We start from the raw sequence: 14768 nt of genomic DNA on the forward strand, positions 1-14768 counted from the left end.
GAGACCCGGAGGACGAGGAGACAGACGTGGACAGCGAGAGCACGAGCGACGCCATCGGGAGCACGACGGAGCACGCGGCGCCGGGGAACGGCGCGGCGGGCGGCGCCGCGCCGGAGAACGGCGCGATCACCCTGGACCTCACGATCGAGCGCGATACCAGCACCCCGCTGTACCTGCGGCTCGCCGGCGGCATCGAGGACGCGATCCGCTCCGGCGTGCCGCGCCCCGGGCGACCGCCTCGAGAACGAGCTGGCCCTCTCCAAGCGGCTGAAGCTGTCGCGGCCCACGGTGCGCCAGGGCATCCAGGAGCTCGTGGACAAGGGGATGCTGGTGCGCAAGCGCGGCGTCGGCACCCAGGTGGTGCAGGCCCCCGTGAACCGACAGGTCGCGCTGACCTCGCTGTACGACGACCTGCGCACCGCCGGCAAGGCCCCGCGCACCGAGATCATCGAGTACCGCATCGGCCGGCCCTCCCCGGAGGCGCTGGACCGCCTGCGGCTCTCCCCGGGCGAGCAGGTGCTGGACCTGATCCGCGTCCGCTACGCCGACGGGGAGCCCCTCGCCGTCATGCGCAACACGATCCCCGAGCGGATCGCGCCCTCGCGCGAGGCGCTCGCCGCCTCCGGCCTGTATGCCTGCCTGCGCGAGCGCGGCATCACGACCGTCCTCGCCCATGAGCGGATCGGCGCGACCGTCGCCGACGAGGAGCACGCCGAGCCGCTCGAGGAGGAGCTCGGCGCGCCGCCGCTGACCATGGAACGCAAGTCCTTCGCGAACGACGGCGGCGTGATCGAGTTCGGGTACCACGTCTACCGCGCGTCCCGGTACTCCTTCGAGGTCACGCTCGTCGACTCCTGAAGCACGCGTCGCCGGTCGCGGCCCGGCATGCGGGACCGGGCCCGATGCCGAGCGTCCGGAGCGCTCAGCGCCCGAACAGGTCGCCGAGGCCGAGATCGGAGATCTGGTCGCCGAAGCCGGTGAGCCGCTCGCCGAGGTCGGTGACGCCGCCGCCGATCCCGTCGGCCGCGCCGTCGAGGGCCTCGACGCCGGCGAGATCGCCCATGCCCTCGATCCCTTCGATGCCTTCGAAGCCCTCGGTGAAGCCCGCCAGCCGCTCGGAGAGGTCGGGGGCGAGGGCGTCGACGTCGATCCCGTCGCCGATCGCCGACTCGAGCAGCGAGCCGCCGACGGAGCTCAGCACCGCGCCGCCCGCGACCGCCGCGAGTAGGCCCGCCGCGCCGACGCCCGCCGTCCCGAGGTCGACGGCCCCGGCGCCGAGCGCGGCCTTCCCGATCCCGCCGGAGCGGCCGCTCCCGCCGCCGCCGCCGACGCGACCCAGCAGACGCGTGAGCCGCCGCGGATCCAGCACGCCGAGGCGGGTCGCGGAACGGGCCAGGTCCTGCGGGTCCTCGGAGCGCGGCCGCTCGCCCTCGGGCGACTCGCTGCGCATCGTCGTGCCCAGTCGCTCCCGCTGCGCCGGGGTGAGGCGCTCGAACGCCTCGCGGTGCACGCGCTCGAGCTGGTCCGGCTCCGCGGTGCGCACCAGGTAGTCGTAGCGGGCGATCGCCCGACGGTCCTCCGCGGTGAGCTCCGCCCCGACTGCTCCGGCCGCTCCGGCCGCTCCGGAGAAGCCGGCCGACCCGGAGGATCCGCGGGTGCCCGGGTGTGCGCCGCCGGCGGCGCTGTGGGCGGACCGGTCGCCGGCGAGCGATGGCATGGACGTCGTCGGGATGCCCACGCCCTTTCCGCGCGAGGAGTCCGCCGCCCGGTGGTCCCGACGCGGGCCGTCGGCCCGGGGCGACGAGGAGCCGTGGGCGGAGCGCTGCGAGTCGCCGTCCCCGGTGAGGGCGTCGGCGGCGCCCCGCACGAGGGAGCGCCAGTCCGAGCCCCCTCCCGAGCGGGAGCGGCCCGAGCCCTGCTGGTCCAGCGCCTTCTGGGCGGTGCCGATCAGGCGGCGGAACGTGCTCATGAGGGTCCTTCCGGTGGGACGCGCCCGGGGCTCCGGGCAGGGGACGAGAGTGACGGCGCCGCCTCCGTGCCGGCCGGGATGTCCCTGGACCGCGCCTGGGAGCGGGAGTGCTCCGCCGACGGCGCTCCGCCGGCGGCGATGCCCCGTTCGTCGAGGCGCCCTCGCCCTGATCTCGTCGTGCCGGGGCTCAGGCGCCGCCGCCGGTCCGCACGTCCGCCGCGGCCGGGGCAGGGATCTCCGGATCGAAGGGGATCATCGGCCGGTCGATGCGGGTGTGACCCAGCCGCAGCAGGTCCTGGTCCACGCCGCCCGGGGTGAGCGCCAGCGACCAGTCCGCGGCGGCCTCGTACTGGTCCGGCTCGAGATAGCCCATCTTCACGGTGACCACGTCGAATCCGGTCATCGTCAGCCCCTGCCGGGCGAACATCTCGCGCGTCGCCCACTGGGAGCGGCGCGTGGTGACCACGACGGTCAGCCCGGTCCGGGCGGCGCCGTCCAGCACCCGCGCGCCGCGGCGCGGCCCGGCGGCCCCGAGTCGTCCAGAGCCTCCACCTCCACCGTGACCGGGACCGGCCCCGGGTCGCGCGAGTCGATCCGCCCTCCCACCTGCACGTCCAGGCGTCCGCCGATACCCGCCGCCCAGGCGGCGTCGGCCGATGCCGGATCCACGAGCGAGACCATCAGCGCGCTCACCTCCCCGTTGCGGATCTCCGGCCGCGCCGCGAGGCGGGCGAGGCAGTGGGTGGTGTCGTCGGCACCGCCGGCGCCGGGGTTGTCGCCGGAGTCGGAGATCCAGAACGGCCGGGCCGACGAGGCGATCGCCCGGTCCAGGCAGTCGTCGAAGCCGCCGGTCGGTGCGACGAACTCGAACTCGTGCCGCACCTCCCACAGCGCGGTCGCGAGCTCGAGCGCCGCCTGCTGGACCGCTTCCGCGCCGTCGCCGTGCGCGACGATCGCCGCCTTGCAGCGGGGCTGGTCCGCCCAGGCGAAGCCGATCCAGCAGGAGACGTCGGTGACGCCGTCGCGGCGGGCCAGCTCCGGGATCCGCGCGTACAGCGACCTCGCCGGCTCGATGCGGGTGGAGGTCTTCTCGCCGGGCGACAGGATCGGCACGTGCACGAGGGCCTTGTGCGGCCGGGCCCCGCCGTCCCGCACCCGCGCCGCCGCCTCGACGAGGTCGCGCAGGCCGCGCTCGCGGGTCTCCCAGGCGTCGATGTGCGGGGCGTGGCGGTAGCAGGTCATGAGGTCGCATCCCTCGAACAGGTCCTCCGATACGTTGCCGTGCAGGTCCATCGCGGTGCCGACCACCACGTCCGGACCGATCACGGCGCGGAGCGCGGCGAGCAGATCGCCCTCGGCGTCCTCGAGCCCCACCACGCTCATCGCGCCGTGGACGTCGAAGAAGAACCCGTCCAGAGGCGCCTCGGCGTGCGCGGCGGCGAGCCCGCCCGTGATCTCCGCCTTCCAGCCCTCGTAGACCTCGCGCTCCAGCTCCCCGCCGGGCAGGGCGCGGGCGTGGAGGACGCCGACGTACTCCGCCTCCGGCACCTCGAAGGGATAGCGGTCCAGGATCTCCGCGGTGCCGCGCCGCACCTCGAAGTCCGCCGCGCCCGAGCGGTAGGGGGTGAAGGTCGAGGACTCGATCGCGATCCCGGCGATCGCGATCCGGGGCGGCGGGGGTGGGGTCTGCGTCGTCGCAGGCATGGAGGCTCCGAACGGCTCAAGCGGTTGATAGCGTGGCGTTCATCCTCGCACCCTGTCGGAGCGGGCCGCCAGGGCCCGTTGGGCGCCGTCGCCCGTCGGCTCGCCGCGCGCCCGCCTACCCGTCGGCTGACCGCCCGCGAGGACCGCTCCCCACGATCGCCCCGAGGACGAGGACGCCCCATGATCAGCTTCGACCGCCGCCACGGCCCCTCGGACGCCGCCCCCGCCTCCGCCTATCCGGATCTCGCCGTCCCGGACTGGTACCGCGACGCGAAGCTCGGGATCTTCGTGCACTGGGGCCTGTACTCGGTGCCGGCCTGGGCCGACGTGCTGGACCGCAGCGACGTCACCGCCGAGACCGCCTACGCTCGCCACCAGTACGCCGAGTGGTACGCGAACACCGTCCGCATCGAGGGCGACCCCACCCGCGCACGGCACCAGCGGCTGGACGGCGTGGGCCACGTCTACGAGGACTTCGCCGAGGACTGGCGCCCCGCCCCGGACGCCGTCGCCGGCATCGTCGACCTCGCCCGTCGCGCGGGCGCGGCCTATCTCGTGCCCACCGCCAAGCACCACGACGGCTTCTGCCTCTGGGACAGCGCCACCACCTCCTTCACCGCCGCCCGACGCGGCCCCGGTCGGGACCTCGTCGCCGAGTTCGCGCGCGAGACCCGCGAGGCCGGGATGCGGCTCGGGCTGTACTACTCCGGCGCCCTGGACTGGCACGTCACCGACTTCCCGCCGATGACCTCGCACGAGGACCTCTTCGCGCCGCGCCGCAACGACCCCGCCTTCGCTGCCTTCGCCGCCGCACAGCTGCGCGAGCTGATCGACCGCTTCGTCCCGGACATCCTCTGGAACGACATCGACTGGCCCGACGCCGGCAAGCACCCCGGACCCGACTCCCTCGCCCAGCTCTTCGCCGAGCACCTCGCCGCCGTCCCGGACGGCCTGGTCGACGACCGCTGGGGCGTGCCCGCCCACGGAGTCCTCACCCGCGAGTACCAGGACATCGACGCCGTCCAGGACGAGGTCTTCGAGGCGACGCGCGGGCTCGGCCTCTCCTTCGGGTACAACGCCGACGAGTCCGCCGAGCACGCCCTGGACGGCCCCGCGCTGATCCGTCTGCTCGTCGACGTCGTCTCCAAGAACGGGAACCTGCTGATCAACGTGGGCCCCCGCGCCGACGGATCCGTGCCCGCACTGCAGACCCGCGCGCTCGAGCGCCTGGGGGAGTGGCTCGCTGTGCACGGTGCGGCGATCCACGGCACCCGTCCCTGGTTCCACGAGGCGGTGCGGGTGCCGCCTGCGGAAGTGCGTTTCACGCTCGGGCACGCGGCCGACGGGGGAGGGGTGCTGAACATCCTCCTGCTGGACCCCGCGACAGGGCCGGTGACTCTGGACGCGCAGGTCAGCGACGCGGTGCGGGAGATCGCCGTGATGCCGGAGGGGGCGGAGGCATCGGGCGGAGCGGGAGCACCGGTCGGAGCCCGGGAGGCCCGGCAGGCGGACGTCCCGGTCGTGCTGGACCCCGGAGCTCAGGACGGACCGGTGGCGGTGCTGTCCTTCCCGCCGCGTGGCGGCGAGGGCTGACCCCGGACCGATCCCGGTCCTCGCCCGGTCCTTCGCTCAGGCCGGTCGTGCTCCTGGTCCGGTGCGGGGGCGGCCCGGAGGCGGTGCGCTCGCCGCGGCCCCTGGGCGGGGTCCGCGACGGTGTGCTCAGCCCAGCAGCGCCGCGCGCCCGGTCCACAGCGACAGCGCCGCGCCGATGAAGCCGAGCACGATCACGAGCCGGTGGATGCCGAGCTCCCCGAGCTTCCTCTGCGGCGTCTCGCCGAGACCGACCGCGAGGACGAGGGAGCCGAGCATCGCCGCCCAGACCCAGATCGGCATGTGCGGCGGCTGGCCGTCGTCCCAGGCCAGCTTGCTGCCGAAGGACACGAACGAGACCAGGATCCACAGCGGTCGCAGCGTGGCGACCATCGGCAGGGCCGGCCACCGCGAGAGGACCGCGTACACGGTCGCGGCCGGTCCGCCGACGCCGCCGAGCACGGTGCCCAGACCGATCCCGACCCCGGTGCCGATCTGCACCGGGACGCCGTCGACAGTGGTGTGCACGCGGGCGAGGAGCACCGAGATCACCAGGCTCAGCAGCACCAGCGTGGAGACCACCAGATACAGCGGGGCGGGCGGGGAGATGGAGGACAGCCAGGCGGCGAAGGGCATCACCGCGATCGCCGGCAGTCCCAGCCGCGAAGACCGTGGCCCATTCGATCTGCGACCAGATCCGCGGCAAGATCACCACCGGCACGAGGCCGCCGAGCAGGTTCGCGAGCATGATCCCCTCGTGCGCCCCGATCAGCACCACCGCGTAGGGCGCGAAGACGATGCCGAGCCCCATCCCGGCCACGCGCTGGATGATCGCGCAGACCAGCACCAGGGCGATCAGGCTCAGGGACAGGGTGAGGGGCACGCGGCCACCGTAACGGGAAGCCCCGGCCGCCGCCGCCGCGCTCACGGGGCGCCGCCGCGTAGCCTGCCCCATGATGATGCCCGGGACGACAGAGGTGGGTACCGGGGATCCCGCCCGGATCCGGTCGCGCCCCGTGCGGAGCGCAGACGCGGACCTCTACCTCCGCCTGCGCTGCGAGCCCGCGCTGATGGCGGAGCTCGGCGGCGCGGCCGCCGGCGGAGCGGGTCCTCGCCAGCCTGCGACGCGAGGTGGAGGAGACCGAGCAGGGTCGCGCCCGTGTGGTCGTCGTCGAAGTGCGCGACGGGGCGACCTGGCACGGCGCGGGCGAGATCACGCTCGTGCCCGAGTCTGCCACCACAGGACGTGGTGAGCGCCGGCGGCGGCCGACCAGTCGGACGATCGTTGTCGACCCGGAGCCCGCAGTCATAGGCTGGGCCGGCAAACGCATACCGAGGAGGCTCCGCCATGACCGCTGTTCCCGCTCCGCCCTTCCACGACGGCAGGTCCGTCCCCCAGCTCGGCTACGGCGTCTGGCAGGTCGAGGACGAGGTCGCGGCCGACGTCGTCCGCCAGGCGATCGACGCCGGCTACCGGCACATCGACACCGCGGCCGGCTACCAGAACGAAGGCGGCGTGGGCCGCGCCGTGAAGGCCGCGGACGTCCCGCGCGAGGACCTGTTCATCACCACCAAGCTCGCCAACGAGGACCAGGGATTCGACTCCGCGAAGGCGGCTCTCGACGCCTCGCTCGAGAAGCTCGACATGGATTACGTGGACCTCTATCTCATCCACTGGGCCAGCCCCCAGCGCGGGAAGTACCTCGAGTCCTGGAAGGCCCTCATCGAGTCGCAGCAGGAGGGGAAGGCGAAGTCCATCGGCGTCTCGAACTTTCCGATCCCGCGGCTCGAGGAGATCATCGCCGAGACCGGAGTGGTTCCCGTGATGCACCAGATCGAGCCGCACCCGCAGTTCCAGCAGTCCGAGCCGCGTCGTTACCACGCCGAGAAGGGCATCCTCACCGAGGCGTGGTCGCCGCTGGGGCAGGGCGGCGACATCCTGAAGGATCCGGTGATCACCGCGATCGCCGAGGCCCACGGCGTCGACGCCGGCCAGGTGATCATCGCCTGGCACCTGGCGATCGGGAACGTCGTGATCCCGAAGACCGTCACGCCCGAGCGGATCGTCTCCAACCTCGCCGCCGCGCGCTCGTCCTCACCGAGGAGGAGGTCGAGCGCATCGACGGCCTGGACCGCGCGGACGGACGGATCGGCGCGGACCCCGCGAACCCCGGGTTCTGACTCGCCCGGTCCCGACCAGCTGGGCCGGGTGGGGTCAGAACCGCTGGGCCGGTCAGCTGGGTCCGGTGCCACTGTGCCGGGGAGCTGGATCCGGAGCTGTTGGGCGGGGCGGCCGGGTCCGGAGCTGTTCGTGTCCTTCGAAGGGACGTGAGGAGCAGGTGGCCTGTCATAGGCAGGCCGCGTGCCGCTGACGTCCCTTCGGTGGACACACCCTGCGGAGAGGCCGACGGCGGGGCCAGGACCGGGCGGACCTCTGCACCGCGGCCAGCCCGGGCAGGGCTCGGCAGAGGGTGCGGGCCACGGCCGGGCACCTGTGAGGGATCGGCCCGGGATCAGCGGCCGGAGAGCGCCGCCGCGATCTGCGGGTGTCCGGCCTCGTAGCCCTCGAGCAGCTTCCGGCCCAGCTCCGGGGAGCTGACCAGCGGATGCGTGGAGAAGCCCTGCCAGGCCGCCTCCCGCGAACCGGTCACCGCGGCCTCGAGGATCGCCCGCTCGGATGAGCGCAGCGCGCTCATCATCCCGAGCCGGCCCAGCTCCACCGGTGCCACGGGCAGAGGGCGGATCCCGTCGCCGTCCACCTCGCACAGCACCTCGAGCACGCAGTCTGCGGGCGCTCGGGCACGATCCGCTCGCTCGCAGGGGCGTCCTCGCGGCCGGCGCCGATGTTGCCGACGTCCAGGATCATCCGCTCGGGACGGCCGGTGGCGAGCGCGGTCATGAGTCGCATCGCGACCTCCTGGTAGCCGCCGCCGGCGACGTCCTCCTCGCGCCGCTCCTCGTCGCGGGACTCGGCCATGTAGGTCGCCTCCCGCTCGTGGAGGGTCTCGCGCCAGAGGTCCAGCGGCGAGGTGCAGCAGGCGCGCCCTCGGCGTCGTGCGTGCCGGCATCGTGCGGCCCGGCCGACCCGTCGTCGGTGCCCGTGCCGGCGCGCTCCGGCGGCGGATGTCGTGCCGCTCCCGCCCGGCCCGCGCCCGTCGGCCTCCGCGGCGGCGAGATAGAAGTCGCCCTGTCGCTTGGCGAGGAACTCCCCGCGCGTGGTCGCGGCGCCGGTGATCCGCTCGATCGCGTCGGCGGTGTGCAGGTAGTAGAAGAGGTACTCATTGGGCAGTGCCCCGTCGGCCCTCACCCAGTCCTTGCCGATCAGCCGCGCCTCCTCGATCTCCTCGAGGGCGGCGTCGTCGGCGAGCGACCCCGGGAGGCGCTCGGTCCCCTCCAGCCGCACCGAGCGCGACCAGCCGAGGTGGTTCAGGCCCACGTAGTCGACCTCCGCGCCGCGCTCGCCGGCGACGAGGTCCGCCCCCAGCGACCGGCCGACGCGACGCACCAGCCCGATCGGGGTGTCGCAGATCCCGACGACGCGGTCGCCGAGCACGGAGCGCATCGCCTCGGTGACGATCCCGGCGGGATTGGTGAAGTTGATGGTCCACGCCGTCGGCGCGAGCTCGGCGATGGTCCGCGCGATCTCGAGGGCCACGGGGATCGTGCGCGCGCATAGGCGAGTCCGCCCGGGCCGATCGTCTCCTGGCCCAGCAGACCGAGGCCGAGCGCGACCCGCTCGTCGACGGTGCGGGCCTCCGCCCCGCCCACGCGCACGGCGCTGAACACGAAGTCCGCGCCGGTCACGGCCTCGCGCAGGTCGGTGGTGGCGACCAGGCGGGGGAGGGCGACGGCTCGTCCCTCGGCGGCCAGGCGCGCACCCTGCTCCTCGATGACCGCGCTGATGGTCGCCAGACGCTCCGGGTCGACGTCGTGCGGCGCGACCTCGTCGACGGTGAGGCCGGTGGCGGTGGTGGCGACCGCCTCGTGGACGAGGGGGACGCGGAACCCTCCGCCTCCCAGGATGGTGAGCTTCATGGCAGCGAGGACCTCCACGGCCTCCCCCTCGGGGAGGTCGATCTCGATGGGCAGGGGACGGTCGGTGAGCAGGGCGGTGAAGCGCGGCAGGCGGGCGACCTCGAGGAAGCCGGAGCCGGGGAACTTCTCGTGGTCGGCCAGCAGATAGGAGCAGGTCGCGACCTCGAGCAGGCCCCGCTTGACGGGGACCTCGCTGGGGGTGGAGTCGAGCACCGCGCCGTCGGCCCGCACCCCGGCGGTGCCGAGGAAGGCGCGGTCCACGCGCGCCTGGCGCAGTGCCGATTCGGTGAGGGTGCCGACGAGGGAGTCGTAGTTGGGGCGCAGCGACCCGCCGAGCACGACGATGTCGATCGCGGGGGCGCTCGCGAGCGCCCGCACCACGGCGAGGGAGGCGGTGACCACGGTGAGGGAGCGCTCGGCCAGCAGCGGGCACATCGCGGCGACGGTGGTGCCGATGTCCAGCGCGATCACCTCGCCGTCGCGGATCTGGGTGCAGGCGAGCGCCGCGATCGCCTGCTTCGCGGCGGGGGCGGAGGCGGCGACGTCCGCGAAGGAGCGCGGATCGGCCTCGGGGCGCACGGAGCCGCGCGGATCGGTGGCGCCGCCGCGGACCCGGCGGACCAGGCCCTGCTCGGCGAGCGCGTCGAGGTCCCGACGGATCGTCGCCTCGGAGACCTGCAGGTCAGCGCTGAGAGCGGCGACGGTCGCCGCACCGCCGCGACGGATCGCCGACACGATCGCCCGGTGGCGCTCCTCGCTCAGCATGGCGATACCGTAGCACCGAGCACGCAACTTCACGCAGCTTCGAACAGGAACGTGCAGTCCCGCGCAGATCATGCCATCATGGTGCCGTGCACCACACCCGGGTGCTCGCACGGGCGGACGCGACGGAGCGGCACCGCCGACCCTTCAGGAGGACACCATGCGACGACGTCATTTCCTCGGGACCAGCGCAGCGCTCGGCGGCCTGGGGCTCCTCGCGGCCTGCGCCCCCGGCTCGGACGGCGGCGGCGGGGACGCCTCCGACGGCGGCGGCCCGGCGGCCGGCGAGGTCGAGACCGACATCGCCTCCCTCGGGGACGTGACCCTGACGGTCTGGGACCAGGAGGTCCGCGGCGCGCAGAACGACGCGATCGAAGCCCTGATCACCGCGTTCCAGGAGAAGTACCCCAACGTCACCGTGGACCGGCAGAGCCAGTCCTTCGACGACCTCCAGCAGCAGACGGGCCTGGCCCTGTCCGGCAACGACGTGCCCGACGTGCTCCAGGTCAACAACGCCCGCGGCGACATGGGCGCCTACGTCGCCGACCAGTCGCTCACCGACCTCACCGGCTACGCCGAGGCCTACGGCTGGGAGGACCGCTTCAGCGACAGCGTGCTGGCGAAGATGCGCTACTCGGCCGACGGGGTCACCCTCGGCGAGGGCGCCCTTTACGGCCTCGCCCAGACCGGCGAGATCTGCGGCATCTACTACTCCCAGAAGAAGCTCGACGAGCTCGGCCTCGAGGCCCCCACCACCTGGGACGAGCTCTTCGCCCTGGTCGACGCGGCGAAGGAGGCCGGGGAGCGACCGATCATGCTCGGCAACCTCGACCAGTGGCCGGCCCTGCACATCTTCGGCCCGGCGCAGGCGAACTTCGTGCCCGCCGAGGAGATCGTCACGCTCGGCATGGGCAACACCGGCGCCGACTGGACCAGCGAGCAGAATGTCGCCGCCCTCACCCAGCTCGCCGAGTGGGGCACCACCGGCGCGATGGGCGACTCCCCAACGGCCTCGCCTACGACGACGCCTGGCCGCTGTACACCAAGGGCACCGGCGTCCTCCTTATCGGCGGCTCCTGGCTCGCCCCCGACATGGAGGCCGTGATGGGTGAGGACCTGCGCTTCATGGCCCCGCCGCCCGGGGTCGACGGCGCGGTCGCCACCACCGGCGGCACCGGCATCCCCTTCTCGATCCCCGCCGCCGCCGAGAACAAGGACGTCGCCGCCGCCTACATCGACTTCCTCACCAGCGACGAGGCGATGCGGCTCATCGCCGACAACGGCGGCATGCCCGTGAACCGCACCGCCGAGCTCGCCCCCGAGTCCGGGGTGAACAAGGACGTCTACGAGGCCTTCGACGCGGTCTCCACCGACGGCACCCTACTGCCCTATCTCGACTACGCGACCCCGTCCTTCGCCGACACCGCCGGGGCCGCCCTGCAGCAGGTGATCGGCGGGCAGGTTGAGCCCCCGGCCGCCGCTGACGCGCCGCAGGAGGACTACGCCGCGTTCACCGAGGGGTCCTGACCACATGGCGTCAGCTCACGGGAGCACGGCCCGGGCAGGAGGAGGGGCCGGCGGGTCGGGTGCGCGCGCGTCGGCCGACGGGACGGGTGCGCGCGCGTCGGCCGACGGGACGGCCGCCCGCGCGTCGGCCGACGGGACGCGGGTGACACGACGTGGCACATATGCCACGTCGCGCCGCCCGCGTCCCTCGGCCGTGGCCCGCTCGTGGGCCACGCCGTCGCTGTTCCTGTCGCCCGCCTTCGCGGTCTACGCCGCGTTCGCGCTCTACCCGCTGGGCCGCGCCGCGCAGTTCTCCCTCTTCGAGTGGCGCGGCTTCGGGGCCTCCACCTTCGTGGGCCTCCAGAACTACGTCGACCTCGCCGGGGATGCCGCCTTCCGCGCCGCGATCGGGAACGCCCTGGTCCTGATCGTGTTCTACGCGGTGATCCCGCTGGTCGTCGGCCTCGTGCTCGCCGCGATCCTGCGCCGCGGCCAGGTGCGCGGGATGGGCTTCTTCCGCACCGTGATCTTCCTGCCGCAGGTGATCGCGCTGGTCGTCGTCGCGGTCGCGTGGCGGCAGATCTACTCGCCCGTCGGCCCGCTGAACCAGGTGCTGGAGGCCGTCGGGCTCGGAGGCCTCACCCGCGGCTGGCTCGGCGACCCGGGCACGGCGCTCGCGTCCGTCGGCTTCATCGGCACCTGGGTCGAGATGGGGCTGGTGATGCTTCGCTGATGCTGTCCGGGATGAGCCGCATCCCCGCCGAGCTGTTCGAGGCGGCGCGGCTGGACGGCGCCGGACCCGTGAAGGAGTTCTTCGCGATCACCCTGCCCGCGGTGCGCGGCGAGATCACCGTCGCGCTCGTGCTGACCATCATCGCGGCGCTGAAGACCTTCGACCTCGTCTACATGACCACCTCCGGCGGCCCCGGCAACTCCACCACCGTGCCCAGCTACGAGGTGTACTTCCGCGCCTTCGACCTGCGCGAGGTCGGCTCCGCGAGCGCCGTCGCGATCGTGCTGACTCTGCTGATCTTCGCGATCAACGTGGGCGTCACCCGCATCGGGGAGCGTGAGTCATGAGGGTCTCCCGCGGCGAGGTCGTGATGAACTACGTCCTCCTGGTCGCTTTCGCGCTGTTCGCGCTCGCGCCCGTGCTGACGATCCTGATCGGCTCCGTCTCGGCGCCGCTGGGGAGCCGGCCGGCTTCTACCCCGGCAACTACCTCGAGGCATGGACGGTGGGCGGCTTCGGCGGCTCGCTCGGGAACTCCGTCGTGGTCGCCGCGATCGTGGTGGGCCTGGCGACCGTGCTCTCGATCGGCTCCGGCTATGCGCTGGGCACCATGCGCTTCCCCGGCGCGACGGTGCTCTTCTACCTGTTCCTGCTGGGCATGATGATCCCCGCCGAGGCGACGATCATCCCGCTGTTCTTCGACCTGCGCACCCTGGGCCTGACTGACACCTATCTCGCGATCGCCCTGCCGCAGGTCGCCCAGTCCATCGCCTTCGGCACCTTCTGGCCGCGGGCGCAGTTCCGTTCGATGCCGACGAGCCTGCTCGAGGCCGCCGCGCTCGACGGCGCAGGCCCCCTGCGCGCGCGCGCAAGATCCTCGTGCCCGCCTCCCGGCCGGCGATCGTGACGCTCGTGGTGCTGGTGTTCATGTGGACGTGGAACGAGTTCCTCATCGCCCTGATCATGACCCCGAGCGGCGCTCGACGCACCGCCCCGCTGGGCCTGGCGACCTTCCAGGGCCAGTACACCTCCGAGACCGCGCCGCTCGCCGCGGCCGCCGTGATCATCGCCCTGCCCACCGTGATCCTGTTCCTGTTCCTCCAACGCCACTTCATCCGCGGGATGCTCGAAGGAGTCGCCAAGTGATGACCGAACGCCCCGACGCCCTGACCGATGGGCCCGCCGCCGACGGAGCGACCGCCGACCGCATCGCCCCCGCCGCCGACGGGCCCGCCGTCGGCCGTGCCGCCCGAGACGCGGCCGCCTCGCACGCCCCGGGCGCCGCGACCCCGGCCCCGCCCGAGGCCGCCGAGCGGCAGGACTGGGACCCGCTGGCCTCGCTGCGCACCCCGTCGGACCCGCCGCTGGACGTGCTTCTCTCCGGCACCGTGTTCTTCGACATCGTCTTCACCGGCATGGACCGCCTGCCCCAGCCCGGCGAGGAGCTGTGGTCCAAGGGGATGGGCTCGAGCCCCGGCGGGATCGCGAACCTCGCCACCGCCGCCGCCCGGCTCGGCCTGCGCACCGGCCTCGTCGCCGGCTTCGGCGACGACGCCTACGGCGACTGGATGTGGCAGACCCTCTCCGAGGAGGAGGGCATCGACCTCTCCGCCTCACGACGCTTCGACGACTTCCACTCGGCGCTGACCGTCTCCATCGCCGCCCACGGCGACCGGGCCATGGCCACCCACGGCCACGACCTGCCCGAGCCGCTGTCGGCCATGATCGCCCGCGCCCCCGCCGCCCGCGCCGCCGTCGTGGACCTCGCGGGGGAGACCTCCTGGTGGGCGGAGCTCGCCCGCGGCGGCGCACTGATCTTCGCCGACATCGGCTTCGATGCGACCGGCCGCTGGGACCCCGCGGACCTCGCCCCGCTCGCCCACTGCCACGCCTTCACCCCCAACGCCCTGGAGGCCACGGCCTACACCCGCACCGACAGCCCCGGCCGCGCCGTGCGGGCGCTCGCCGAGAAGGTGCCGCTGGCAGTGGTGACCGACGGGGTCGACGGCGCCTACGCGATCGACGCCTCCACCGGCGAGGAGGCGTTCTGCCCCGCCGTGCCCGTCCACGCCATCGACACCACCGGCGCCGGGGACGTGTTCGCCGCCGGAATGGTGCTGGGCACCCTGGCCGAGTGGCCGCTCGAGCAGCGGCGCGCTTCGCCTCCCTGTGCTCGGCGCTGGCCGTGCAGCAGTTCGGCGGCTCCCTCGCGGCGCCCGGCTGGGGCGACATCACCGACTGGTGGCGTCACCTCAGCGACGGCGCGGCCGACGGCGACCTCCGCGCCGCCTACACCCGCGGCGGCTACGAGTTCCTCGACGGCATCGTCCCCGACCGCCCCGTGCTCGGCCGACGCCGCGCCCAGGGCACCTTCGCGCTCCGCTCCGACGCCGGCCGGCACTGACCCCGGCCGGTTCCGTACGACCCCGACGCATCCACCGGTGCATCGACGCACCGCCGCACGAGAGAA

General features: G+C 73.7%; 10 protein-coding genes and 5 pseudogenes. 8 read left to right on the forward strand and 7 right to left on the reverse strand.

Annotated features, from left to right (window positions below):
* Positions 1 to 273: 273 nt before the first annotated feature.
* Positions 274 to 858, forward strand: a complete 585-nt coding sequence (locus tag WKH84_RS14510; protein ID WP_341856907.1) for a GntR family transcriptional regulator — start codon at positions 274 to 276, stop codon at positions 856 to 858.
* A gap of 64 nt (positions 859 to 922) precedes the next feature.
* Here the strand turns inward: WKH84_RS14510 and WKH84_RS14515 are convergent, their stop codons facing one another.
* From WKH84_RS14515 to WKH84_RS14525, 3 genes are all read right to left on the reverse strand, one after another.
* The gene (locus WKH84_RS14515) at positions 923 to 1969 is read right to left on the reverse strand and encodes a hypothetical protein (protein ID WP_341854162.1); all 1047 of its coding nucleotides are present in this window, start codon (positions 1967 to 1969) and stop codon (positions 923 to 925) included.
* Between the two features lie 187 nt (positions 1970 to 2156).
* Complete coding sequence (locus WKH84_RS14520) at positions 2157 to 2471, reverse strand: MlrC C-terminal domain-containing protein (RefSeq protein WP_341854163.1); 315 nt, start codon at positions 2469 to 2471, stop codon at positions 2157 to 2159.
* Positions 2441 to 3673 (reverse strand): M81 family metallopeptidase, encoded by a 1233-nt coding sequence (locus WKH84_RS14525; protein ID WP_341854164.1) that lies wholly within the window; start codon positions 3671 to 3673, stop codon positions 2441 to 2443. Before WKH84_RS14525 ends, WKH84_RS14520 begins: the two co-directional genes overlap by 31 nt.
* A gap of 180 nt (positions 3674 to 3853) precedes the next feature.
* Here WKH84_RS14525 and WKH84_RS14530 point away from each other — a divergent pair, with 180 nt between their 5' ends.
* Positions 3854 to 5266: an alpha-L-fucosidase gene (locus WKH84_RS14530; RefSeq protein ID WP_341854165.1), complete on the forward strand. Its 1413-nt coding sequence runs from the start codon at positions 3854 to 3856 to the stop codon at positions 5264 to 5266.
* A 126-nt stretch (positions 5267 to 5392) separates the two neighbouring features.
* Here the strand turns inward: WKH84_RS14530 and WKH84_RS14535 are convergent, their stop codons facing one another.
* Complete coding sequence (locus tag WKH84_RS14535) at positions 5393 to 5902, reverse strand: hypothetical protein (protein ID WP_341854166.1); 510 nt, start codon at positions 5900 to 5902, stop codon at positions 5393 to 5395.
* A 709-nt stretch (positions 5903 to 6611) separates the two neighbouring features.
* Here WKH84_RS14535 and WKH84_RS14540 point away from each other — a divergent pair.
* A pseudogene (locus tag WKH84_RS14540) lies at positions 6612 to 7444 on the forward strand (aldo/keto reductase).
* A 332-nt stretch (positions 7445 to 7776) separates the two neighbouring features.
* Here WKH84_RS14540 and WKH84_RS14545 read toward each other — a convergent pair.
* From WKH84_RS14545 to WKH84_RS14555, 3 genes and pseudogenes are all read right to left on the reverse strand, one after another.
* Complete coding sequence (locus WKH84_RS14545) at positions 7777 to 8043, reverse strand: hypothetical protein (RefSeq protein ID WP_341854167.1); 267 nt, start codon at positions 8041 to 8043, stop codon at positions 7777 to 7779.
* A complete protein-coding gene (locus tag WKH84_RS14550; RefSeq protein ID WP_341856908.1) occupies positions 7959 to 8768 on the reverse strand; it encodes a hypothetical protein in 810 nt (269 codons plus the stop codon). Before WKH84_RS14550 ends, WKH84_RS14545 begins: the two co-directional genes overlap by 85 nt.
* Before the next feature lie 39 nt (positions 8769 to 8807).
* Positions 8808 to 10135 (reverse strand): annotated as a pseudogene (locus tag WKH84_RS14555) (DeoR family transcriptional regulator); the annotation flags it as partial.
* Positions 10136 to 10220: 85 nt separating this feature from the next.
* Between WKH84_RS14555 and WKH84_RS14560 the strand changes: the two are divergent.
* The 5 genes and pseudogenes from WKH84_RS14560 (at position 10221) to WKH84_RS14580 (ending at position 14702) form a co-directional block, all read left to right on the forward strand.
* Positions 10221 to 11165, forward strand: a complete 945-nt coding sequence (locus WKH84_RS14560; protein ID WP_341854168.1) for an extracellular solute-binding protein — start codon at positions 10221 to 10223, stop codon at positions 11163 to 11165.
* Entirely contained in the window at positions 11165 to 11587 is a 423-nt protein-coding gene (locus tag WKH84_RS14565) for a hypothetical protein (RefSeq protein ID WP_341854169.1), read from the forward strand. The genes WKH84_RS14560 and WKH84_RS14565 overlap by 1 nt, the downstream gene beginning before the upstream one ends.
* Positions 11588 to 11780: 193 nt before the next feature.
* Positions 11781 to 12646 (forward strand): annotated as a pseudogene (locus WKH84_RS14570) (sugar ABC transporter permease).
* A pseudogene (locus tag WKH84_RS14575) lies at positions 12643 to 13444 on the forward strand (carbohydrate ABC transporter permease). The pseudogenes WKH84_RS14570 and WKH84_RS14575 overlap by 4 nt, the downstream one beginning before the upstream one ends.
* Positions 13444 to 14702, forward strand: a pseudogene (locus WKH84_RS14580) (PfkB family carbohydrate kinase). The pseudogenes WKH84_RS14575 and WKH84_RS14580 overlap by 1 nt, the downstream one beginning before the upstream one ends.
* The last annotated feature ends 66 nt before the right edge of the window (positions 14703 to 14768 follow it).

Source organism: Brachybacterium sp. GPGPB12 (genome assembly GCF_038396325.1).
GTDB lineage: Bacteria > Actinomycetota > Actinomycetes > Actinomycetales > Dermabacteraceae > Brachybacterium > Brachybacterium conglomeratum.